Here is a 20,697-nt window from a genome sequence, read left to right as displayed (position 1 = left end):
TGCCGGCCTCTTCGCGGGTAAACCCGCGCCTGCAGGGGCATCACAACCCCTGACGCCCAGGTGGTCATTGTAGGAGCGGGCTCGCCCGCGAATAGGCCTTCTCCTTTAAGACCCCTCTCAGCACACCTGCGCAATCAATCTCTGAATAAATGCGCAATGCTCCGCAGGTTGATCGATTAGCGAGCCCCCTTGCCATGCCACGCTTGAAACCCTTTCTCGACCCCCATCCCTCAACCCTGACCGCCACCGGCCTGCTGTTCATGCGGGTAACGGCTGCCTTGTTGTTGCTGTTCATTCACGGCCTGCCCAAGCTGTTGGACTGGAGCGAGGAATTGCAGCGCATCGAAGACCCCTTCGGCCTGGGCGCGACACTGACCTTGGCCTTGGCTGTGTTTGCCGAGGTGGTTTGCCCGCTGCTGCTGCTACTGGGGATCGCTGCACGTCTGGCTTGCCTGCCCGTGCTGGCGGTGTTGCTGGTGGCGCTGGTGGTGGTGCACCCGGACTGGACACTGGAGCAGGGCCAGTTTGCCTGGTTACTGGTGGCGCTTTATGGCGGCTTGGCTTTGACAGGGCCTGGGGTTTACTCGGTTTCCGGATTCATCTGGCGGAACAGGGTTACCTGACAGCTTTCGGGACTGCAAAGCAGCCCTGGCAATCTAACTGCTCCCCGGCCGGTACTGCAGGGCCTCGGCCAGGTGCGTCCGGCCAATCGTCTCGCATCCCTCCAGGTCCGCCAACGTCCGCGCCACCTTCAACAACCGGTGCGCCGCGCGTAGCGACAAGGTCAGCCGCTCGCAGGCCCCTTCCAGCCAGACTTGGTCCGCCGCTACCAACCCACAGTGATGCCTTAAACCTTCAAGGTCGAGAAATGCATTCGCACACCCTTGTCGCCTGTGCTGCAGCTCCCGCGCTTCAGCCACCCTGACGGCGACATCGGCACTGGTTTCACCGCAAGGCTGGTTGTTCAATGTAGTGCTCTCGCGAGCCACGGTCAGGTGCAGGTCGATGCGGTCCAGCAGTGGCCCGGACAGCTTGTTGCGATAGCGCGCGATCTGCTCGGTGCTGCAACGGCAGCGGCCAGTGGGGTCGCCCAGGTAGCCGCAAGGGCAGGGGTTCATCGCCGCCACCAGCTGGAAGCGCGCGGGGAAACGCACTTTGTCGCGGGCACGGGCAATCACGATTTCACCTGACTCCAGTGGCTCGCGAAGCACTTCCAGTACGCGCCGCTCAAACTCCGGAAGTTCGTCGAGAAACAACACGCCGTGATGGGCGAGCGTGATTTCACCTGGTTGCGGTCGGCTACCGCCACCGACCAGCGCCGGGCCGGACGCAGAGTGATGGGGGTGGCGAAAGGGGCGCTGTGGCCAGCTGTTCAGCGGCGCTTTCCCGCTGACCGACTGGATTGCCGCCACTTCCAGCGCTTCGTGCTCGTCCAGCGGTGGCAGCAGCCCGGGCAGGCGGCTGGCGAGCAAGGTCTTGCCGGTGCCGGGCGGCCCGGTGAACAACAGGTTGTGCGCCCCGGCCGCAGCCAGCAGCAAGGCACGCTTGGCTGCCAGTTGGCCCTGCACTTCGCTCAGGTCCGGGTAGGGGCGTTGCTGCAGGATCAGGCCGTTGGCTGCGTAGGGCGGCAGCGGCACCTGGCCGTTCAGGTGGGCGACCAACTCCAGCAGGTGGCCCACCGCATACACCACCAACCCGCCGGCCAGGCTGGCTTCCTCGGCATTTTCCCGTGGTACCACCAGCGCCCGGCCTGCTTCGCGTGCCGCCAGTGCCGCAGGCAGCACGCCCTGCACCGGGCGCAATTTCCCCGACAGCGCCAGTTCGCCCAGGCATTCCATATCGACCAGGGTGGCAATCGGCACCTGGCCGTCGGCGGCGAGGATGCCCAGGGCGATGGCCAGGTCATATCGGCCGCCATCCTTGGGCAGGTCGGCGGGGGCGAGGTTCTGGGTAATGCGCCGCTGCGGGTACTTCAGCCCGGAGTTGACGATGGCGCTGCGCACCCGGTCCTTGCTTTCCTTGACCGTGGTTTCCGGCAGGCCGACCAGGGTGAGATGAGGCAGGCCGTTGGCCAGGTGGGTTTCGACGCTGACCGCCGGTGCCTGCACGCCTACCTGGGCGCGGCTGTGGACGAGAGCTAGAGACATGAACACTCCGTTGTTGCTGGAAAATGCCGCTTCCTGCGGCTGGGCAAAGAATAGCCAGTGCTGCCATGGCAGGCGCAACAAGTGTGCGTCGTGGTTTTTCAGGGCAGGGGTTTTCCCTGCGCTTTCATGCGCTTCGGCAAAAATGGATCCAATAGGCTTTGCGCAGTCGTCAGGTATGACTTAGTGTTGTTGGGCAACCGCAGTTGCCATGGGATGGCACTGCGTCTTCTTTCAAATGGACTTGAGGTATTGCACCGTGCAAATGCTCACCCGCACGCACCAGGCAATTCGCGAACTGGTGCAGGCCAGTGCATTCGTTGAACTCAACCGCTTTTTCGACAGGCTTGAGGCTCAATGGCGCCAAGCCCCGCCCGGCGAGTTCCCGGCCTACCTGGCGGCCATTGAAGGGCACATGCTGCTCGACCAGGAAAACCAGGGCGACAGGGCCCTGAGCCAAGTGCTCAGAGCCTGGATTGACGCGTGCCCCAGGGCTTACCACCCACAAGTGGTAATGGGTATGCACTGCTTCCACCGGGCCTGCCAGGTGCAGGTTGATGGCCCACGCAACGCTGCACGCTTGCTGGCGGTCGCGCAAATTTGTGAATCCGCCACCGCGCACCTGTTGCGTGCAATGGACCGCTCTGCGCACCCCGTGGCAGCGGCCATTGGCATGCTGCGCATCAGTGCGCAGCTCCATGAGCCTGGTTGGTTGCTCCAACTGTTCCAGGGGGAGCCTGCACGCTTCAGGCCCAGTGCCCATGCCGATGTAGAGGTACAGGAAACTGCAGCGCCGTTGCTGGTGAGGCATGGGTTGTTGCCCTTGGCCGAGCTGCCACAGGCGCTGCCGCACTACCTGGGCAAGCGGGTCGACCATGAAAACGAGGACCCTCGCTATTACTGGCTGCGCCATGCGCTGATCGCCCGCCCCGGTTGCTTCGAAGCGATCCAGGCCCTTGCTGTGTACCTGCTGCCCCGCTGGGGCGGCAGCCTCGATGCGTTCGAGCTGTTGGTCAATGGCCCGCTGTGCGCAACCTGGGACGAGCGTTTGCGTAATGCGCTGCGCTGGATGGCTGTCGAAGGCCGGCTGAAGCTGCCACAGGCTGACAAGGTGCAGGCCGTCGCCGACTGGCAGCACGTGTTCGAAGACTGGTCACAACGCCCGTTGAGGCCCAGGGAACGTGCTGTCGTTCTGGCATGGCGGGGGGCGCTGCACAGCAGGGCATTGGGCGACCATGCTGGCGCTATGCGCGACTTTGCCGCGAGCGTGGCGTGCAATGCCGATCTTGGCGCCATCCGCGCCATGGGCGTGCCGTTTCGCTGTTTGGTCGAGCTGATACTGCGCGATGGCATGGTAGATGAGAGGCAACTGCTACACGGCGCTATTGAGCGCCTGTGTGACGGCCGTTCACATGCTGCTGCCTGTGCATTACGCGCGGCCGGGCACCGTTTTGGGCTGTGGGCGCTGCCACGCTCGGCCGAGCAGGCAAGGCTATGGTTGCAACGGGCGGTGAATCGCCAGTGCGCGGGCCAGGCACCGGGGTTCGAAGTGCTTGAAGTGGCACGGGTGCTGTGGGCAGCCAACCGGCATGAAGTGGCCTGCTACCTGTACGAACGCTTCGCCGAACTGAACCTGCCGGGTGCTGCCCTGGCCTTGTACGAGCTGCACCATGGCTGTCTGGCCAACACCCCGGCGCATTACCTGGATGACGAGGCCGCCGGGTACTGGCTGCAGCGTGCGGTGGAGGCGGGCAGCAGGCAGGCCAAATACAACCTGGCCTGCCTGCGCATGGACGGCGATGAGGATTTGAACGAGCGCAGTGCCATGCTGGCGGTCAGGCGCCTGCTTGTCGACGCGCTGGGCAACCCGCAGATCAACGCGCGTGCGCGTTTGCATCTGGGGATTTTGTTGCGCCGGTTTGGTGAGGTGCAGGAGCGGACCGAGGCGGTTGCTTACCTGCTGAGCCTGGTCGAGCACCCGGACCCGTGGCTTGCAGGGCGTGCCAGCGCCGAACTGGGGCTGGCCTGGATGCAGGGGCGTGGCACCCGCAAGCAAAGCCGCTTTGCCGCCATCGAATGGGTCAACCGAGCGGCCAGCTTGCAACCAAGGGATACGGCCATTGGTGATATCCAGGCCCAGATCCTCAATTCGCACAACCGGGTGAAGACATTGTTTACTCAGTGCGGGGCGGCGTTGTTCCGCGGCACCTTGCATGCAAGCGAGCTACCACCGAAACAGGCCTTTACCCACGCCGAGTCGTTACGGGTTCAACCTGCATCGGAGGGGCTCAGGCGCGCACATAAACCCAGGCTGTCAGGCCCGATGCGAGGGTGACGGCGACACGCTTGTAGTCGGCAACTTCATAGCGGTCCGCCGCTGCCAGTTCGTCTTCGCTGATCTGGAAGACCATACCGGCCACGCTGTCGTTGGCCTGGCTGCTGGGGGAAACGATGGGATGATGGGACTTGCCGCTGGTCGCCAGTACGTCCGGGTCAGTGATCTCGACCCAGTCCAGGCGGTAGCCCGGCATACGGTCGGCCTGGCCGTTCAGCTCACGGCCAAAGTTGGCCAGTTGCACGGCTTTATCCTGCAAGGTGCCGTAGGAAAACAACAGTACCGGGTATGCGCTGGAGGGCTGCATTCACTCATCCTGTGAAGTTGGGTTCAGCCGCGCTTCCAGCTCGGCTACCTGTTTTTCCAAGGCCTCGAGGCGTGCGCGGGTGCGCGCCAGTACGACCATCTGGCTGTCGAACTCATCGCGGCTGACCAGGTCCAGCTTGCTGAAGGCACCTTGCATCAACACTTTGAACTGGCTTTCCAGTTCCGCACGGGGCTGGGCGGCATCGCTGCTGAACAGGCGCGAGGCCTGGTCGCTCAGGGCATCGAGAAGGGCTTTGGGCGCGAGCATGGGGCTGTCCACTGAAACGGAGAAATGGCCGTTAGTGTAGCACGCACAAACCTGGCGCCTGAGTGCACATTGGCCTTTGTGGGAATGGCCTTGCGTGGCGATTGGGCTGCACAGCGGCCCCGGCAATATCGGCACCAAGGCACAAATCGTAGGGGCGCTTCGCAGCCCCATCGCGACGCAAGGCCGCCCCCACAAAGAGCGCGTGCGGTTTTCAATCAGTTGCACATTTTTCGCGCAGCTTGCCCCGCCTCGGCGCACCGAAATTGTGCATGTTTCCAATGCTGGCGACTGGCCAATCCCGACCAAATCACATAACGCTCTGTTTTTCGGCGCTTTGTCCGAACTGGCAAGGTTTCTGCAAAGACCTGTACGAGCCATGCACTGAAGCAGTTCCTTGTGACCAGGCAGTGCGCACGCGGAGCCGGATGCCGACGACGCGTTACAAAGCCAACCGCTGCGCTTAGACTTGAGACGGGTTTGTTTTCCTGGGGCAAGTCCACCAAATCGGGAGAGAGTTTCATGAAGCTAGTCACAGCCATCATCAAGCCGTTCAAGCTGGACGACGTGCGCGAGTCGTTGTCGGAAATCGGCGTGCAGGGCATCACCGTCACCGAAGTCAAAGGTTTCGGTCGGCAGAAGGGCCACACCGAGCTGTATCGCGGTGCTGAATATGTGGTCGATTTCCTGCCCAAGGTGAAGATCGATGTCGCCATCGATGACAAGGACCTTGATCGGGTAATCGAAGCCATCACCAAGGCAGCCAACACCGGCAAGATTGGTGACGGCAAGATTTTCGTGGTGAATCTGGAGCAGGCAATCCGCATCCGTACCGGCGAAACCGATACCGACGCGATCTAAGCAGCAACAAAGCCTCACCAAACCCAACGCCCCAGGAGAAAACAACATGACTCTGCGTAAGATCGCAGGGCTAGGAGCCCTATTGTCCCTCGTAATGCCCGGGCTTGCCCTGGCAGAGGAAGCTGCCCCAGCGCTGAACTCCGGCGACACCGCCTGGATGCTGACCGCAACGGCGCTGGTGCTGTTCATGACCATTCCAGGCCTGGCCCTGTTCTATGGCGGCATGGTGCGTTCCAAGAACGTGCTGTCGGTGATGATGCAGTGCTTTGCAATTACCGGCCTGATGAGCATTCTCTGGGTCGTCTACGGCTACAGCATGGCCTTCGATACCGCCGGTATGGAAAAGGGCGTGCTCAACTTCAACTCTTTCGTTGGCGGCTTCTCCAAGGCCTTCCTCAGCGGCGTCACGCCCAACAGCCTGACCTCGGCCACCGCGCTGTTCCCTGAAGCGGTGTTCATCACCTTCCAGATGACGTTCGCCATCATCACCCCGGCCTTGATCGTCGGCGCCTTTGCCGAGCGCATGAAGTTCTCGGCGATGCTGGTATTCATGGGTATCTGGTTCACCCTGGTGTATGCGCCGATCGCACACATGGTGTGGAGCGGTGACGGTGCCCTGATGTGGGACTGGGGCGTACTGGACTTCGCTGGCGGCACCGTGGTGCACATCAACGCCGGTATCGCAGGCCTGGTCTGCTGCCTGGTACTGGGCAAGCGCAAGGGCTACCCGACCACGCCGATGGCCCCGCACAACCTCGGCTATACCCTGATGGGCGCAGCGATGCTGTGGATCGGCTGGTTCGGTTTCAACGCAGGCTCTGCTGCTGCCGCCAACGGTACTGCCGGCATGGCCATGCTGGTGACTCAGATCGCGACCGCCGCCGCCGCCCTGGGCTGGATGTTCGCCGAGTGGGTCGGTCACGGTAAGCCAAGTGCTCTGGGCATCGCTTCGGGCGTGGTTGCTGGCCTGGTTGCCATCACCCCGGCTGCGGGCACCGTCGGGCCGATTGGTGCGCTGATTATCGGCCTGGTTTCGGGTGTGCTCTGCTACTTCTGCGCCACCACGCTCAAGCGCAAACTCGGCTATGACGATTCCCTGGATGCCTTCGGCGTGCACGGTGTTGGCGGCATCATCGGTGCCATCCTCACGGGTGTGTTCGCGGCCCCGGCGCTGGGCGGCTTCGGTACCGTCACCGACATCGGCATGCAAGTCTGGATCCAGGCCAAAGGTGTGATTTTCACCGTGGTCTACACCGCCATCGTCACCTACGTGATTCTCAAGGTGCTGGATGTGGTGATGGGCCTGCGGGTCAACGAAGAAGAAGAGTCGGTCGGCCTCGACCTGGCTCAGCACAACGAACGCGGCTACAACCTGTAACTGCGACGCGGTAAAAAATTGCCCGGCTTGCCGGGCATTTTTTTGCCAGTTTTTCAGCATTTCCCGCACGGCAAACGGTTTATTCGGCACGTTCGTGACGTAGGTAAAAAACTTACAAGCCACAGGGCGTTTATGGTGCTTTGCTTTTTCCACGGGCGCGCTAGAATGCGCGCCGAAGGGTGTTTGACGAGTAGTCCACACACTTCGCCAGCCTTTGCTAGGCTTGCCAATAGCGTGTGGCCAGCAGGGGCTAATGGATTTGTCAGGTCCTGCCAGGAGCAGGGCCTGCTGGGTGCCGCCTCCCATCAGGAGTGCCGACCCAAGGGCAGTGGCCTAACCCACGGCCAGTTGAATTTTCACTGGTGGCTGCCGGTCTACGGCTGCACTGGTCTATAACCAACCTGCTTTTCGCAAGTCATGAGGTAGAACATGAGCGACGACGATCTGGAAAATGATGACCTCGAAGTAGGCGACGAAGACGAGGGTGATGAGGTCCTTGAAGGGGCGGCTGACGACGGCGTGGAAGACGCTGGCGATGACGACAGCAGCCCGGCACCCGTTGCCAAGGGCAAATCCAAGGCAGCAGTCTCGGTAGACGAGATGCCGAGCATGGAAGCCAAGCAGAAAGAGCGTGATGCACTGGCCAAGGCGATGGAAGAATTCCTTTCTCGTGGTGGCAAGGTGCAGGAAGTCGAGGCCAACGTGGTCGCTGACCCGCCCAAGAAGCCGGACAACAAGTACGGCAGCCGCCCTATCTGAGTGGCTGATCGCAAAAAAGCCCGCCGTCGCTGCGGGCTTTTTTACGCCTGTGGGTTTTGTGTTGCCCGTGCCGGCCTCTTCGCGGGCATGCCCGCTCCCACAGGTTCACCACAGGGTTCAGGACCTGCGCGGTCCCTGTGGGAGCGGGCGTGCCCGCGAATGGGCCGCAAAGCGGCCCCGTCAGCGCCAGCGTGCAAGCACGTCAGGTAGTTGCGACAGGCGCTGGATCTCGGCGTCCGGCGCCTGATCGCCAGCCCAGGCCTTGCCTTGCGGGTTGAACCACACCGCCCGCAACCCGGCGCGCTGGGCACCGGCAATGTCATCGCCAGGGTGATCGCCGATGTGCACTGCCGCACCCGCGTCCACCTCGCCGCGGCGCAACGCTTCAAGGAATGGTGCAGGGTCTGGTTTGCCGATGCCCAGGTCCTCGGCGCACAGCGCAAAGCGGAAGTAATCCGCCAGCCCTAGCCGGCTGACGTCGGCATTGCCGTTGGTGACCACGCCCAGGATGTATTGATGGCGCAAGATTTCAAGCACCGGCTGCACCTCTGGGAAGATCTCCACCTGGTGGCGGGCATGCAGGAACACTTCGAAGCCTTCGTTGGCCAGCGCCTGTGCGTGCTGCTCGCTGTAGCCGACCTCTTCCAGGGCATGAAACAGCACGCGCCTGCGCAGGGCACTGATGCGGTGCTTGAGGCCGGGCTCTGCTTGCACCAGGCGCTCGCGGATGGCGAACAGGTGTTCCACCGGCACGCTGCCGAGGGTGGGTGCGTTGGCCTCGAGCCAGTCGCGCAGCACGACTTCCGCGGTGGCAATCACCGGCGCGGTGTCCCACAGGGTATCGTCAAGGTCGAAGGTGATCAGCTTGATGCTCATGAGTCTGTGCCTTTGCTGCGTTTGGCCCGAGGGTGGGCGCTGTCGTACACCGCGGCCAGGTGCTGGAAGTCCAGGTGGGTGTAGATTTGCGTCGTGCTGATGTCGGCGTGGCCGAGCATCTCCTGCACCGCGCGCAGGTCCTGGGATGATTCCAGCACATGGCTGGCGAAGGAGTGGCGAAGCATGTGCGGGTGCAGGTGTTGGCCCAGCTCACGCTCACCGGCGGCCTTTACCCGCAGCCGAACTGCCTGGGGGCTGATGCGATTGCCCTGGCGAGTGATGAACACTGCACGGTCGCGTGGGTTGCCGATGCCGCGCAAGCGGTACCAGGCCTGCAACGCCTCGCGAGCCTTGCGCCCCACCGGCAGTACGCGGGCTTTTCCACCCTTGCCCAGTACCTGCACCAGGCCAGCGGCGAGGTCGAGGTGATCAAGGTCGAGGTTGGTCAGTTCCGATAGGCGTAGGCCTGAGGAATAGAACAGCTCGAGGATCGCCTGGTCACGCCGGGCAATGAAGTCGTCGTCGACGCCACCATCGAGCAGCTGCAGTGCGCGATCGGTATCCAGTACCTTGGGCAGCCGACGCTCACCTTTGGGCGCGCTCAGGCCGGTGGCCGGGTCGTGCTGGCACAGGCCTTCGCGGTTGAGGTAGCGGTACAGGCCGCGCACTGCCGACAGCAGGCGTGCCAGGCTGCGCGGGGACTGGCCATGGTGGTGCAAACGGGCGATCAGCTGGCGCAGTTGCTGGATTTGCAGTGCCTGCCACTCGGCAATGCCGTGTTCTTTGCAGTAGGCGATGACTTTTTCCAGGTCGCGACGGTAGCCCAGCAAGGTGTGCTCCGACACCTGGCGCTCGTTGCGCAGGTGTGCGCAATAAGCCTCCAGCTGGCGTTTCATCAGCGTACCGAGCGCAGTGTCTGGGTAACGCGTGGCACAACGCGGCCGAGCACTTCGGCGATATAGCCGAGGAAAAGGGTGCCGACGCTGCTCTTGTAGTGTTGCGGGTCGCGGCTGCCGATGGCCAGAACCCCATGCAGCCCTTGGTACTCAAGAGCTGCCACGGCGCTGGAGCCTACTTCCCGGCGCTGTTCTTCACCGAACAGGAAAGCCAGCTCGTGCTCGCGCAGGTTGCCACTGACGGTCTTGCCACCGCCCAGCAGGGCACCGATGGCTTGCTGCGCCTCGGCATTGCTGACCCAGCGCCCCACCGGCGCGACGTTGTCGCCGAACAGGATCAGGCTGACGAAGGGCACCTGGAATTCCTGGCGCAGGCTGTCTTCGACCGCCATTACCACTTCTTCCAGGCTACCGGCATCGAGCAGGTCAAGGATCAGCCGGCGGGTCTTGTCGAACAGCCGGTCGTTGTCGCGGGCCACGTCCATCAGTTGCGACAGGCGATGGCGCATTTCGATGTTGCGGTCACGCAGCAGCTTGAGCTGGCGTTCCACCAGCGACACGCTGTCTCCTCGCTGGTGCGGGATGTGCTGTTCGATCAGCAGCTCGTCGTGCTCGGCGAAGAAGGTGGGGTGGGCGCGCAGGTAGGCGACCACCGCTTCGGCATCGAGCTCGGCGGACTGCTTGGGTACAACCTTGGGCTGATCGGTCATGGCGGTTACTCGTTTAGAGACGAACCTGTCCTTCGTAGACGCGTACGGCCGGGCCGGTCATCATCACGGGCTTGCCGGGGCCGGCCCATTCGATGTGCAGGCGACCACCGGGCAGGTCGAGGGACACCGGGGAATCCATCCAGCCCTGGCTGATCGCCGCCACGGCTGCGGCGCAGGCGCCGGTGCCGCAAGCCTGGGTTTCGCCGGCGCCGCGCTCCCACACGCGCAGGTTGGCGCGGTGGCGGTCGATGACTTGAATGAAGCCGGCATTCACCCGCTGTGGGAAGCGTGGGTGGTTTTCGATCTTCGGGCCCAGCTCATGCACAGGCGCAGTAGACACGTCGTCGACACGCAGCACGGCGTGCGGGTTACCCATGGACACGGCGGCTATCGAGTACAACTGGCCGTCAACTTCCAGCGGGTAGCTTGGCGCTTGTGCGTCGGCGACAAAGGGAATTTCGGCAGGGATGAAGCGCGGCGGGCCCATGTTGACACTCACCTGGCCGTCGTTCTGCACGTCCAGCACGATGATGCCGCTCTTGGTTTCCACGCGGATGCGCTTTTTCGCGGTCAGGCGCTTGTCCAGCACAAAGCGGGCAAAGCAGCGCGCACCGTTGCCGCATTGCTCGACCTCGGAGCCGTCGGCGTTGAAGATGCGGTAGCGGAAGTCCACTTCCGGGTTGTTCGGCGCCTCGACGATCAGCAACTGGTCAAAGCCGATGCCGGTGTGACGGTCACCCCATTGCTTGGCGTGCTTGGGCTGAATGTGCGCGTGCTGGCTGACCAGGTCCAGGACCATGAAGTCGTTGCCCAGCCCATGCATCTTGGTAAAACGCAGCAGCATGGGCTTACTCCGGCAGCAGGCTTTCGCCAGCATACAGTTCGGCGACGGTCTCGCGGCGGCGTACTTCGAACGCCTGGTCGCCGTCGACCAGGATTTCAGCGCAACGGCCGCGGGTATTGTAGTTGGAGCTCATGACAAAACCATAGGCGCCCGCGGACTCTACGGCCAGCAGGTCACCTTCGGCCAGGTTGAGTACGCGGTCCTTGCCGAGGAAGTCGCCAGTCTCGCAGATAGGGCCGACCAGGTCATAGGCACGGCCTTCGCCTGCACGTGGCTTGACCGCGCTGACACCCATCCAGGCCTGGTACAGGGCCGGGCGGATCAGGTCGTTCATCGCTGCATCGATGATCGCGAAGTCCTTGTGTTCGGTGTGCTTGAGGTATTCCACGCGGGTCAGCAGCACGCCAGCGTTGGCGACGATGTAGCGGCCAGGCTCGAACACCAGGGCCAGGTCGCGCTCGCCCACGCGTTCGCGGATGGCCTTGATGTAGTCGGCCACCCGTGGTGGCTGTTCGTCGCGGTAGCGCACGCCGACACCGCCACCCAGGTCCAGGTGGCGCAGGTGTATGCCGCACTCGGCCAGGCGGTCGACCAGCACCAGCAGGCGGTCGAGGGCGTCGAGGAATGGCTCGACGGTGGTCAGTTGCGAGCCGATGTGACAGTCGACACCGACCACTTCCAGGTTCGGTAGCTGTGCGGCGCGTACGTAGATGGCCTCGGCATCGGCAATGGCGATGCCGAACTTGTTTTCTTTAAGGCCGGTGGAGATGTACGGGTGAGTACCGGCATCGACGTCCGGGTTGACCCGCAGCGACACCGGGGCAACCTTGCCCATTTCGGCGGCGACTACTTGCAGGCGCTCCAGCTCGTCGGTGGATTCGACGTTGAAGCAGTGCACGCCAACTTCCAGGGCACGGCGCATGTCTTCACGGGTTTTGCCAACGCCGGAGAACACCACGCGGTCGGCACGCCCGCCAGCGGCCAGTACACGCTCCAGTTCACCACCGGAGACAATGTCAAAGCCTGCGCCCAGGCGCGCCAGCACGTTCAGCACGCCAAGGTTGGAGTTGGCCTTGACCGCGAAGCACACCAGGTGCTCGGTGCCTTGCAGGGCGTCTGCGTAGCTACGGTACTGGGCCTCGATGTGGGCACGCGAGTACACATAGGTGGGGGTGCCGTAACGTTCAGCAATGGCCGACAAGGCCACGCCTTCCGCGAACAGCTCACCGTCGCGGTAGTTGAAAGCGTTCATCTGGTTTCCTTACTGCGCTGGCGACTGCTCGGACTCGGACTGCAGCTCGGGCTGCTGTTCTTGTGCCGGGGCCGGCTTGGCTTTTGGCTGGTGCTGGTGCGACGTGTGCGCTTTGCCGTTATCGCCATCTTCAGGCAGATACAGCGGGCCTTTCTGGCCACAGGCCGAAACGAGGCAGGCAACAGCGACCAGCGCCGCGAAGGAGGAAATCAGGCGCTTCATGGGTGAAATCCTTAGAAAAATGCAGTATTGCGCCCGAGTATACCGAGCGACCGGCGGCTTGCCTATGCAAGGACCGGTCCGCCGGGCGGGCTATGCTTAGCCTCTGCGTAGCCCCCCGTAGGAGCGGGCTCGCCCGCGAAGAGGCCGGTGAACGCAACGGCTAAACCTTTGCATTCGGCGGCAAGCGCCCGTATCTTGCCCGGCTTGCCTGTAACGCAGCCAATTTCGAGGTTCCTGCAATGAGTTTGAGTGAAGCGCGTTTCCATGATCTGGTCGACGCGACCCAACAGGCCCTGGAAGATCTGTTCGACGAGAGCGGTCTGGACCTGGACATGGAGAACTCCGCCGGTGTCCTGACCGTCAAGTTCGAGGGCGGCGCCCAGCTGATCTTCAGCCGTCAGGAGCCATTGCGCCAGCTGTGGCTTGCCGACCGCTCCGGTGGTTTCCACTTCGATTACGACGAAGACAGCGGCAAGTGGGTGTGCGAAAAGAGCGAAGAGTTGCTGGGTGAAATGCTCGAGCGTATCGTCTGGGAGCGGGCCGGCGAGAAGCTGGACTTCGACGAAATCTGACATGAGTAGCGCCCAGGCCCGGCCGCCCAAGCCGCTTTACAGCAACGTCAGCCCTGCAGTGCCGTCACCGTGCATCAGCGTATGCCGGCTGGACGAACAGCGGGTGTGCACCGGTTGCCATCGACATGTCGAGCACATTCGCGAATGGCGCTCGGCCGATGACGAACGGCGCCGTCAGATCTGCCGCGAGGCCCAGGTCTTGCGCGAGCAGGCTAAGGCACACTGAGCGCAGGGGCTTGAGTATTTGCCCGGCTGTGGTAGTGTCGGGTTCTGCGTCGGTGACGCCAAAGCCTTCTCAAACCCCGCCCTTGGGCGGGGTTTTGCTTTATTTGCACATTGAAAACTGCCTGTTCAAAGGAGTCTGACTGGATCATGAGCACCAAGCCTTCCCTCATCCTCACCCGATTGGACGTACAACGTCTGGAGCGTCTGATCGACAGCCTCGACGAGAGTACGCCGGGTGTGCTCGCCCTGCAGGACGAGCTTGACCGCGCCGAGCAGGTGGTCGGTCACGAGGAAGTGCCGGCGGGCGTGGTGACCATGAACTCGCGGGTGCACTGCCGTGAGGAAGCCAGCGGCAAGGACTACCACCTGACACTGGTGTACCCCAAGGATGCCGGGCCGGAAGGCAAGGTCTCGATCCTGGCGCCGATTGGCTGCGCTTTGCTGGGGCTGTCGGTGGGCGAGCAGATCGACTGGCCGGCACCGGGGGGCAAGACCCTCAAGCTGAAGCTGCTGGAAGTGGAGTACCAGCCGGAGGCGGCGGGCGATTACGACCTGTAAGGGCCAGGGGGCCGTTTCGCGGCCCGTTTGCAGCGCAAGGCTGTTGCTACAGAGAGATGCACTCTTTTGTCGCCGCCTTGTGCTGCGAGTTCAGGCGCCCTCCGCCAAAACCTGCTCCAACCCCTCATTCAGAGCCTGCTCCAGCACCCGCTTGTAGCTCAGGTAGGCCTGCGTTGCCCCCAGCCGGTCATCCAGCAACTCGGACAAATCCAGGTCGGTGATATAGCACCGGTACTGCGCTGTGCCACGGCGCTGACCGATGATCTGCCTGGCCACCACCGCATACAGCTGCTCACCATGTTCCAGCTCGGAAAACTCCTGCTGGTCGCAGTACAGCGTCACATGCGCCACGCCCGCTACACCCGCCTGGATAATCGCCTGTACCTCATAGTAAGGCTGGTCGCTGCCCTCGGCCGGGGCCAGGCGCGGCTCGATGTTGCGTGCCTTGCCTGGGCCGGTGGGCAGCAGCTGCGCGTAGTGGATATCCAGCGAGGCGGGTCGCAGGCTATCGAGGGGCAGGCGGGCATCGCGGCGCATCACCACCGAGCGCAGAAAACGTTGCAGTGGCAACAGCAGATGCGCTTCGTCATGCAGCGGCAGGCGTTGTTGCCACAATGCGTTGTATTCATCCAGCACATACACATCGGCCCAGCCGCCCTGCAGGCGGTAGAACACCTGAATGCAGGCTGGCCGGCCTTGCTCCAGCACCAGGCGCAGGTCGTGGTCCTGCAGCGCATTGGCATCCAGGTACAGCGGGCTGTAGGTGCCTCGCTCTTCGCCCAGGTAGGCCAGTAGCGCCTCATGCTCGGCCAGGGTCGTCAGGCTGACATGCTCGGGTAACAGCTCCAGCACATGGGTGTGGTGGGCCACTTGCAGCAGGTAGCGGTGGTGGAGCCCTTGATCCCGCAGCAGCTGGGCGGTGTCGAAAATTTCCTCTACGCGCTGGCCGATCGGCTGGGCGCGGCTTTGGCAGAAGCAGCGTACTCGCACCCTTGGCCGGTGGCCGCGCTGCGCCGGGCTGTTGAGGAAGTCGCGCAGGCAGCGCACCAGCGCGTGTTCACCGTCATAGCGCTGGACCAGCACCTCGTTCCAGCTGTTGACGGTGACCTGGTCCAGGGTCAGCACCAGGTTTTCGCGCACGCCAGCGTAGCTCAACGCGTCGGTGCGCTCTGTGGTCATCAAAACGTTCAGCTCGCGGTGGTGGCGCAGCGGGTCGACGCCGACGTTGACCAGCAACAACACCTCATCGGCAACGCTGGGCTGCAAAAGGCGCACTTCGCTGACGGTCGGCAAGGGCAGGGGGATACTTTGCCGCAGACAGCCCAGCAGGTTGAACAGCTCGAATTCCCCGAGGTCGCTGGCCCCTGGATGCAGCGCCATGCGGGTGCTGCTGTCGATCACTCCGTTGCGATGGGCCCAGGTCAGCAGTTCGAGTAGCTCGCGGCAGCGTTTGATCGGGCTGAAGTGCTGCACCTCATGGGTGCTCAGGTTGCCGCTGTACAGCTCCCAGTGGTAGCTGCCGGGCTCCTTGCGGTTGGGTGCCTGGACCAGCGTCAGGGTGCCTTCGGCGAGGTCAGGGGCGATGCCGGGGTTAATCACTTCGACCTTGCCGGCGCGGCGCTCGAAGGCTGCGTACAGGCGCCGGCCCAGCACATTGAGGTCGCGCTGGTCGGCGCGGCTGCTGGCGTTCTGGGTGCGAGCGAACTGGCTGAGGAAGCGATAACTGAGGTTAAGCTCGGCCACCAGCTCACGCCGCTCGACGGCAACCTGCTGCACTTTCCATTGGCTGCGGCTGTCCAGCAGGGCCAACTGGCGCTGGTCCCAGCCCCACTCGTCGGTCAGGCGCTGCAGCAGCCGGCGTTGCCAGCCATGGCTGCGGCCCTGGTCGCTGAGCTTCTTGTTCACCTTCAGGTACAGGCTGCGCCGTACCAGCTCCAGGCGCGCGGGTTCGCCGCGTTGCAGCAGGTAACGTTCGATGCGCCGGTAGACCATCACGTAGGGGTCCAGCTCGTCGAGGTCGAGCTGGTTGGCAAATACTGCCTGCTTGTAGTCCAGGCTCAGGCAGCGCACCGCAGGGTGTTCGCCGGCGTAGGCTTCGGTCAGCAGCAGTTTGAGCAGCGATTTGTAGGGCGAGTCGATGCCTTTGAACAATTGCCACAGGCCAGCGCCGACGAACTCACCGGGCGGAATGTGCGCCAGGTTGCCGAGGTCAAGGGCTTCCTGGCTGCGGATAAAGCGCTTGGACAGCAACGTCTGGGTGTAGCTGTAGTAGTTGTGTTCCTCGTACACCGGTACCAGCCACCACAGCGGCGTACGCCCGGCCAGCCACAGGGTGGTGCGGTAGAACTCGTCCAGCAGCAGGTAGTGCTGGGTGGTGCCGCAGTCGTCGGAACCGAGCTGGCCATCGCGCTGACCCTGGGCGAAGCCCTGTGTGTCGATCAGGAAAAAGTGTGCTTCGGCGCCCAGGCTTGCCGCCCAGGCCTCCAGCAGCTGGCACTTGCGGCGCAGCTCACCCAGCAGCTGTTCGGGCAAGCCGGGCGCATGGCACACCCACAGGTCCATGTCGCTGTGCTCGGCCTGCGCCAGCGAGCCCAGGCTGCCCATCAGGAACAGGCCGTGGATCGGGCGTGGCGGGTTGCCATGCTGGGCCTTGTAAGTGAACGAGCGGGCCAGGCGTTGGGCATCGGCCACCAGCTCGGCGCTTGGCTCGTAAGCCGATACGCCCGCAGGGGTGCTGCCGGAGACGTAACCCGGCAATAGCGGGTGGTTCACGTGAAACAGCAGCGGCAGCAACGACAGTACCTGTTGCTGGCGCGTTGACAGGCCTTCCTTTGCCCGCTGCAGTCGGCCCTGGTTCAGATGCAGGAAGCGCGCACGCAATGTCGCCAGGACCTTGCGGTCGATGCCTTCGTCCAGGTCAGGGCGGATTTCGTGAGGATGGTTCATTGCGCGCTCGGGCAGGCCATTGAAGCTGTGGCGAGTTTAGCCTGAGTGGCGGGGTCGGATAAGCGGTAATTGAAATTCTGGCGCCATTTTTCCAGCGCTGGCCTGCTCCAGCTTTCGCTGCGCTTCAGGCATGATGGGCGCATTGAGTTCATGTAGAGAGTGTCCAATGCGTGTATGGATCGATGCCGACGCCTGCCCCAAGGCGGCCAAGGATCTGATCGTCAAGTTCGCCCTCAAGCGCAAGTTCGAGGTGGTGATGGTGGCGGGGCAGGCGGTGGCCAAGCCGGCGTTCGCGATCGTGCGTCTGATCGTGGTGCCCAGCGGCATGGATGCGGCCGACGATTACATTGTGGAGCACGCCGTGCCTGGCGAGCTGGTAATCTGCAGTGACGTGCCGCTGGCCGACCGTCTGGTGAAAAAGGGCGTGGCCGCATTGGACCCGCGTGGGCGTGAGTTCGACGAGCGCAACATGGGCGACCGCCTGGCGGCGCGCAACCTGTTCACCGAGCTGCGTGAGCAGGGGCAGGTGGGGGGCGGGCAGGCGGCCTATGGCGAACGTGAGAAACAGGCGTTTGCCAATGCACTGGACCGGATCATTGCCCGGCTCTCGAAAGGCTGACAGATTCCTGTAGGCGACAGCCCAGGCTGGCGCGGTGGATGGCACCGGCTCTGCCGGTGTTCGCGGGTAAACCCGCTCCTACAGGCGATCGCGCAGTTGCCCCACAGGTACCGCGTGACCTTGAAGCCTGTGCTGGACCTGTGGGAGCGGGCATGCCCGCGAAGAAGCCAACGCAATAACTTACTCGTGCGTCAGCTCCAGCACTCGGTCTACCAGCTTGTAGATCCCGCCCGCCGCCTCGCTGATCGACTTGGCCTCCATGTACGCCGGGGTCGTCACGAGCTTGCGCTGGGTGTCTTCGACAATGTCGTGTACATCGCACGCTTCATGGGTGCCGCCCATCTTCTCGACAGCCGCCGCAGTGCCGGCATCGCTCCCGATGGTGCAGACCACGCCCGGCCCGTAGATCTTCGCCGCAAGCGCCGGCGAGATGCAGATCAGGCCAACGGGTTTGCAGGCGTCGGCAAAGGCTTCGGCCAAGGCCAGCACGTCTGGGTTCACGCTGCAGTTGGCGCCTTCCACGGCAAAGTTGGACAGGTTTTTAGCCACCCCGAAACCGCCCGGCACGATCAGTGCGTCGAAGTCTTCGGCCTTGGCTTCACGGATATCCTTGACCTCGCCGCGGGCAATGCGCGCCGACTCCACCAGCACATTGCGCGATTCGGGCATTTCTTCGCCGGTCAGATGGTTGATTACATGCATCTGTGCGATGTTCGGCGCGAAGCACTGCACCTGCGCACCGCGCTGGTCGAGGCGCAGCAGCGTGATCACGCTTTCGTGGATTTCGGCGCCGTCATACACGCCACAGCCGGAAAGAATCACCGCTACTTTTTTTGTCATGCTCATTACTCCAGTGTCGAGGCGCTAAATGTCCTCTAGTTTGGCAGATGTCGCCATAGGGATTCCTGCGGGGGCGGCCTAATCTTGGTGGATAACGCCTGAGGTCGCGCCCATGGACCTGATACTGCTGGCCGTGCCGTTCTTTTTTGTGCTGATAGCCGTCGAGCTGGTCGCCGACCGCGTGCGCGGCCAGCACAACTTCACCCTGGCCGACTCGATCAACAGCCTGAGTACCGGCGCACTGTCGACCAGTACCGGCCTGCTGACCAAAGGCGTAGGGCTGGTCACCTATGCTCTGGTCTTCGAGCACCTGGCGCTGTTGCAATTGCCGGCGCAGGCAGGGTGGGTCTGGTTGCTGGCCTTTGTCCTGTACGACTTCTGCTACTACTGGCTGCACCGCCTGGGGCATGAGCGCAACGTACTGTGGGCTGCGCACTCGGTGCATCACCAGAGCGAGGAGTACAACCTCACCACGGCGCTGCGCCAGACCAGTAGCGGGTTCCTCTTCTCGTGGTTGTTCTACCTGCCGCTGGCGCTGCTGGGTGTGCCGCCACTGGTGTTCATCACCGTCGCCTCGCTCAACCTGCTGTATCAGTTCTGGGTGCATACCCGGCATATCCCTAAACTTGGCTGGCTGGAGTGGGTGTTGATCACGCCGTCCAATCATCGCGTCCACCATGCGCAAAACCCTGCTTACTTGGATCGCAATTACGGTGGTGTGTTCATTCTCTGGGACCGTCTGTTCGGCACGTTCAAGGAGGAGGACCCGGCCGAGCCGGTGGTGTTCGGGGTGACCACGCCGCTGGCCAGCTGGAACCCGCTATGGGCCAACCTGCAGTTCTATGCCCAGCTCTGGCACGACGCCCGGCGCACCACCAGCCTGTGGGACAAGCTGCGTATCTGGTTCATGCCTACCGGCTGGCGCCCGGCCGATGTGGCCGCACGCTACCCACAGGCCAAACAGGACTTGGCGCTGTTTCGCAAGTTCGAGATTGCCCTGGGGCGCGGGCAGCAAGCCTATGTGGCGGCGCAGTTCGTGGTTTATGTGGCCTTGGGCAGCTACCTGATGGACGTGGCCGACCGCGTGCCGGCCGCCGCGCTGGTGCTCGGCTGGTCACTGATGGCGTTTGGTTTGTTCGTGCTGGGCGCGTTGCTGGAGAACCGGCCCTGGTCTGCACGCCTGGAGCTGGCGCGGTTGTGTCTGAATGCGCCGGCATTGTACCTGGCCGGCGCCTTGGGCTTAGCGGTGGTCGCGCCGCTGGCCTGGTTTCTGCTCGTGGCTTACAGCCTGCTCAGCTTCTGGGGGCTGGGCCTGGCTCGCCGCCCTGCGCTCCGCGCGCAGAGTACGGAAGCGCCGGCGCAGCCACAGCAGGCCGCCCAGCGCCACCAGGCCGCCAAGCACCCATAGCTCGTAACGTTTGACGTTGCCCAGCAAGCCTTCGAGGATGGCGCCGAAGTGGTAGGCGGCGGCGCCCAGGGCCACTGCCCAGATGCCCGCGCCAATCCCGTTCAGCAGCAGGTAGCGACGTGGCGGGTAACCCGACAGGCCGATGGCCACCGGCATGACCGTGCGCAAGCCATAGACAAAGCGGAAGCTCAGCACCCAGATATCGGGGTGGCGACGGATGTGGTCCAGCGCCCGGTCACCCATTGCCTGCCAGCGCGGCTTGCGCGCCAGGATCCTGCGCCCGTGGCGTCGGCCCATGAAGTACCACAACTGGTCGCCCGCGTAGCTGCCGAAGAAGGCCACCAGGCATACCAGATTGATATCCATGTAACCGCGGAACGCAAGGAATCCCGCAAGCACCAGAATGGTCTCGCCTTCAAAGAAGGTGCCTAGAAAAAGGGCGAAGTAGCCGAAATCCTGCAGGAATTGTTGAAGCATTTTCTGAGGTGCTGGCGAAATGAACGCGCAGCCTACCCCTTCGCGCGCGTTCGTGAAAGTGTCCAAATGTGTCTCGACGTGAACATTTCCAGCGCAGACAATGCCAGAGGCCACTTGCCACGGCTTGCCCATGTGTGTAACACGGGCGTCATAATGAGCGCTTATCTTGCCGCTCAATAGATGATAGGGCGTTAACGTCCTCAG

21 protein-coding genes and 1 pseudogene are annotated in these 20,697 nt (G+C 63.2%); 10 read left to right on the top strand and 12 right to left on the bottom strand.

Annotation, left to right across the window (positions count from 1 at the left end):
• The first annotated feature begins 194 nt into the window (after nucleotides 1-194).
• Complete coding sequence (locus REH59_RS27865; RefSeq protein WP_014861342.1) at nucleotides 195-623, top strand: DoxX family protein; 429 nt, start codon at nucleotides 195-197, stop codon at nucleotides 621-623.
• A 33-nt stretch (nucleotides 624-656) separates the two neighbouring features.
• On the opposite strand, the gene REH59_RS27860 is transcribed toward REH59_RS27865, so the two are convergent.
• Complete coding sequence (locus REH59_RS27860) at nucleotides 657-2,147, bottom strand: YifB family Mg chelatase-like AAA ATPase (protein ID WP_108079038.1); 1,491 nt, start codon at nucleotides 2,145-2,147, stop codon at nucleotides 657-659.
• A gap of 262 nt (nucleotides 2,148-2,409) precedes the next feature.
• On the opposite strand from REH59_RS27860, the gene REH59_RS27855 reads away from it, so the two are divergent.
• Nucleotides 2,410-4,479: a DUF4034 domain-containing protein gene (locus tag REH59_RS27855; RefSeq protein ID WP_121784204.1), complete on the top strand. Its 2,070-nt coding sequence runs from the start codon at nucleotides 2,410-2,412 to the stop codon at nucleotides 4,477-4,479.
• Here REH59_RS27855 and REH59_RS27850 read toward each other — a convergent pair.
• A complete protein-coding gene (locus tag REH59_RS27850; RefSeq protein ID WP_004575824.1) occupies nucleotides 4,433-4,786 on the bottom strand; it encodes a gamma-glutamylcyclotransferase family protein in 354 nt (117 codons plus the stop codon). The two genes, REH59_RS27855 and REH59_RS27850, sit on opposite strands and share 47 nt — an antisense overlap.
• Nucleotides 4,787-5,053 carry an accessory factor UbiK family protein gene (locus REH59_RS27845; RefSeq protein ID WP_003253640.1) on the bottom strand — a complete coding sequence of 89 codons (267 nt, stop codon included), beginning with the start codon at nucleotides 5,051-5,053 and terminating at the stop codon, nucleotides 4,787-4,789.
• 519 nt (nucleotides 5,054-5,572) lie between these two features.
• Here REH59_RS27845 and glnK point away from each other — a divergent pair.
• The 3 genes from glnK to sutA all read left to right on the top strand — a co-directional run bounded on the left by glnK (nucleotide 5,573) and on the right by sutA (nucleotide 8,048).
• Complete coding sequence (gene glnK, locus REH59_RS27840) at nucleotides 5,573-5,911, top strand: P-II family nitrogen regulator (protein WP_002555808.1); 339 nt, start codon at nucleotides 5,573-5,575, stop codon at nucleotides 5,909-5,911.
• 46 nt (nucleotides 5,912-5,957) lie between these two features.
• Entirely contained in the window at nucleotides 5,958-7,289 is a 1,332-nt protein-coding gene (locus tag REH59_RS27835; RefSeq protein ID WP_003253642.1) for an ammonium transporter, read from the top strand.
• Between the two features lie 429 nt (nucleotides 7,290-7,718).
• The gene (sutA, locus tag REH59_RS27830; RefSeq protein ID WP_003253643.1) at nucleotides 7,719-8,048 is read left to right on the top strand and encodes a transcriptional regulator SutA; all 330 of its coding nucleotides are present in this window, start codon (nucleotides 7,719-7,721) and stop codon (nucleotides 8,046-8,048) included.
• Nucleotides 8,049-8,228: 180 nt separating this feature from the next.
• Here sutA and REH59_RS27825 read toward each other — a convergent pair whose 3' ends face one another.
• From REH59_RS27825 to lptM, 6 genes are read right to left on the bottom strand one after another with little or no spacing between them, the layout of a single operon-like run.
• Nucleotides 8,229-8,924 (bottom strand): HAD family hydrolase, encoded by a 696-nt coding sequence (locus REH59_RS27825; RefSeq protein WP_003253644.1) that lies wholly within the window; start codon nucleotides 8,922-8,924, stop codon nucleotides 8,229-8,231.
• Entirely contained in the window at nucleotides 8,921-9,820 is a 900-nt protein-coding gene (gene xerC, locus REH59_RS27820) for a tyrosine recombinase XerC (protein WP_003253645.1), read from the bottom strand. Before xerC ends, REH59_RS27825 begins: the two co-directional genes overlap by 4 nt.
• Nucleotides 9,820-10,530: a DUF484 family protein gene (locus tag REH59_RS27815; protein WP_003253646.1), complete on the bottom strand. Its 711-nt coding sequence runs from the start codon at nucleotides 10,528-10,530 to the stop codon at nucleotides 9,820-9,822. The genes xerC and REH59_RS27815 overlap by 1 nt, the downstream gene beginning before the upstream one ends.
• Nucleotides 10,531-10,543: 13 nt before the next feature.
• The gene (dapF, locus tag REH59_RS27810) at nucleotides 10,544-11,374 is read right to left on the bottom strand and encodes a diaminopimelate epimerase (protein WP_014754812.1); all 831 of its coding nucleotides are present in this window, start codon (nucleotides 11,372-11,374) and stop codon (nucleotides 10,544-10,546) included.
• Between the two features lie 4 nt (nucleotides 11,375-11,378).
• On the bottom strand, nucleotides 11,379-12,626 hold the full coding sequence (gene lysA, locus REH59_RS27805) for a diaminopimelate decarboxylase (RefSeq protein ID WP_010955746.1): 1,248 nt from the start codon (nucleotides 12,624-12,626) through the stop codon (nucleotides 11,379-11,381).
• Nucleotides 12,627-12,635: 9 nt separating this feature from the next.
• Nucleotides 12,636-12,848, bottom strand: coding sequence for an LPS translocon maturation chaperone LptM (gene lptM, locus REH59_RS27800; protein ID WP_014861347.1), 213 nt, complete (start codon nucleotides 12,846-12,848; stop codon nucleotides 12,636-12,638).
• 239 nt (nucleotides 12,849-13,087) lie between these two features.
• Between lptM and cyaY the strand changes: the two genes are divergently transcribed.
• The 3 genes from cyaY to rnk all read left to right on the top strand — a co-directional run bounded on the left by cyaY (nucleotide 13,088) and on the right by rnk (nucleotide 14,203).
• Entirely contained in the window at nucleotides 13,088-13,420 is a 333-nt protein-coding gene (gene cyaY / locus REH59_RS27795; RefSeq protein WP_004575827.1) for an iron donor protein CyaY, read from the top strand.
• 1 nt (nucleotide 13,421) lies between these two features.
• A complete protein-coding gene (locus tag REH59_RS27790; protein ID WP_003253651.1) occupies nucleotides 13,422-13,646 on the top strand; it encodes a DUF1289 domain-containing protein in 225 nt (74 codons plus the stop codon).
• Nucleotides 13,647-13,792: 146 nt separating this feature from the next.
• Nucleotides 13,793-14,203, top strand: a complete 411-nt coding sequence (rnk, locus tag REH59_RS27785) for a nucleoside diphosphate kinase regulator (protein ID WP_003253652.1) — start codon at nucleotides 13,793-13,795, stop codon at nucleotides 14,201-14,203.
• A gap of 90 nt (nucleotides 14,204-14,293) precedes the next feature.
• Here rnk and REH59_RS27780 read toward each other — a convergent pair whose 3' ends face one another.
• Entirely contained in the window at nucleotides 14,294-17,149 is a 2,856-nt protein-coding gene (locus tag REH59_RS27780; RefSeq protein WP_004575828.1) for a class I adenylate cyclase, read from the bottom strand.
• 166 nt (nucleotides 17,150-17,315) lie between these two features.
• Here REH59_RS27780 and REH59_RS27775 point away from each other — a divergent pair, with 166 nt between their 5' ends.
• Complete coding sequence (locus REH59_RS27775) at nucleotides 17,316-17,768, top strand: YaiI/YqxD family protein (RefSeq protein WP_014592810.1); 453 nt, start codon at nucleotides 17,316-17,318, stop codon at nucleotides 17,766-17,768.
• A gap of 180 nt (nucleotides 17,769-17,948) precedes the next feature.
• On the opposite strand, the gene elbB is transcribed toward REH59_RS27775, so the two are convergent.
• Nucleotides 17,949-18,608, bottom strand: coding sequence for an isoprenoid biosynthesis glyoxalase ElbB (gene elbB / locus REH59_RS27770; protein ID WP_003253655.1), 660 nt, complete (start codon nucleotides 18,606-18,608; stop codon nucleotides 17,949-17,951).
• Nucleotides 18,609-18,720: 112 nt separating this feature from the next.
• Between elbB and REH59_RS27765 the strand changes: the two are divergent.
• A pseudogene (locus REH59_RS27765) lies at nucleotides 18,721-19,299 on the top strand (sterol desaturase family protein); the annotation flags it as partial.
• Between the two features lie 549 nt (nucleotides 19,300-19,848).
• Here the strand turns inward: REH59_RS27765 and REH59_RS27760 are convergent.
• A complete protein-coding gene (locus REH59_RS27760; RefSeq protein ID WP_012054060.1) occupies nucleotides 19,849-20,493 on the bottom strand; it encodes a DedA family protein in 645 nt (214 codons plus the stop codon).
• Between the last annotated feature and the right edge of the window lie 204 nt (nucleotides 20,494-20,697).

It is taken from the genome of Pseudomonas sp. BO3-4, from assembly GCF_034044115.1.
Classification (GTDB): Bacteria; Pseudomonadota; Gammaproteobacteria; order Pseudomonadales; family Pseudomonadaceae; genus Aquipseudomonas; species Aquipseudomonas alloputida.
Note: the sequence above shows the minus strand (reverse complement) of the source record. Positions and strands in the feature narration are given on the sequence as shown.

Coding starts and splice junctions, on each gene's coding strand:
- REH59_RS27865 (WP_014861342.1), top strand. CDS start 195: ATGCCACGCTTGAAACCCTTTCTCGACCCCCATCCCTCAACCCTGACC.
- REH59_RS27860 (WP_108079038.1), bottom strand. CDS start 2,147: ATGTCTCTAGCTCTCGTCCACAGCCGCGCCCAGGTAGGCGTGCAGGCA.
- REH59_RS27855 (WP_121784204.1), top strand. CDS start 2,410: ATGCTCACCCGCACGCACCAGGCAATTCGCGAACTGGTGCAGGCCAGT.
- REH59_RS27850 (WP_004575824.1), bottom strand. CDS start 4,786: ATGCAGCCCTCCAGCGCATACCCGGTACTGTTGTTTTCCTACGGCACC.
- REH59_RS27845 (WP_003253640.1), bottom strand. CDS start 5,053: ATGCTCGCGCCCAAAGCCCTTCTCGATGCCCTGAGCGACCAGGCCTCG.
- glnK (WP_002555808.1), top strand. CDS start 5,573: ATGAAGCTAGTCACAGCCATCATCAAGCCGTTCAAGCTGGACGACGTG.
- REH59_RS27835 (WP_003253642.1), top strand. CDS start 5,958: ATGACTCTGCGTAAGATCGCAGGGCTAGGAGCCCTATTGTCCCTCGTA.
- sutA (WP_003253643.1), top strand. CDS start 7,719: ATGAGCGACGACGATCTGGAAAATGATGACCTCGAAGTAGGCGACGAA.
- REH59_RS27825 (WP_003253644.1), bottom strand. CDS start 8,924: ATGAGCATCAAGCTGATCACCTTCGACCTTGACGATACCCTGTGGGAC.
- xerC (WP_003253645.1), bottom strand. CDS start 9,820: ATGAAACGCCAGCTGGAGGCTTATTGCGCACACCTGCGCAACGAGCGC.
- REH59_RS27815 (WP_003253646.1), bottom strand. CDS start 10,530: ATGACCGATCAGCCCAAGGTTGTACCCAAGCAGTCCGCCGAGCTCGAT.
- dapF (WP_014754812.1), bottom strand. CDS start 11,374: ATGCTGCTGCGTTTTACCAAGATGCATGGGCTGGGCAACGACTTCATG.
- lysA (WP_010955746.1), bottom strand. CDS start 12,626: ATGAACGCTTTCAACTACCGCGACGGTGAGCTGTTCGCGGAAGGCGTG.
- lptM (WP_014861347.1), bottom strand. CDS start 12,848: ATGAAGCGCCTGATTTCCTCCTTCGCGGCGCTGGTCGCTGTTGCCTGC.
- cyaY (WP_004575827.1), top strand. CDS start 13,088: ATGAGTTTGAGTGAAGCGCGTTTCCATGATCTGGTCGACGCGACCCAA.
- REH59_RS27790 (WP_003253651.1), top strand. CDS start 13,422: ATGAGTAGCGCCCAGGCCCGGCCGCCCAAGCCGCTTTACAGCAACGTC.
- rnk (WP_003253652.1), top strand. CDS start 13,793: ATGAGCACCAAGCCTTCCCTCATCCTCACCCGATTGGACGTACAACGT.
- REH59_RS27780 (WP_004575828.1), bottom strand. CDS start 17,149: ATGAACCATCCTCACGAAATCCGCCCTGACCTGGACGAAGGCATCGAC.
- REH59_RS27775 (WP_014592810.1), top strand. CDS start 17,316: ATGCGTGTATGGATCGATGCCGACGCCTGCCCCAAGGCGGCCAAGGAT.
- elbB (WP_003253655.1), bottom strand. CDS start 18,608: ATGACAAAAAAAGTAGCGGTGATTCTTTCCGGCTGTGGCGTGTATGAC.
- REH59_RS27760 (WP_012054060.1), bottom strand. CDS start 20,493: ATGCTTCAACAATTCCTGCAGGATTTCGGCTACTTCGCCCTTTTTCTA.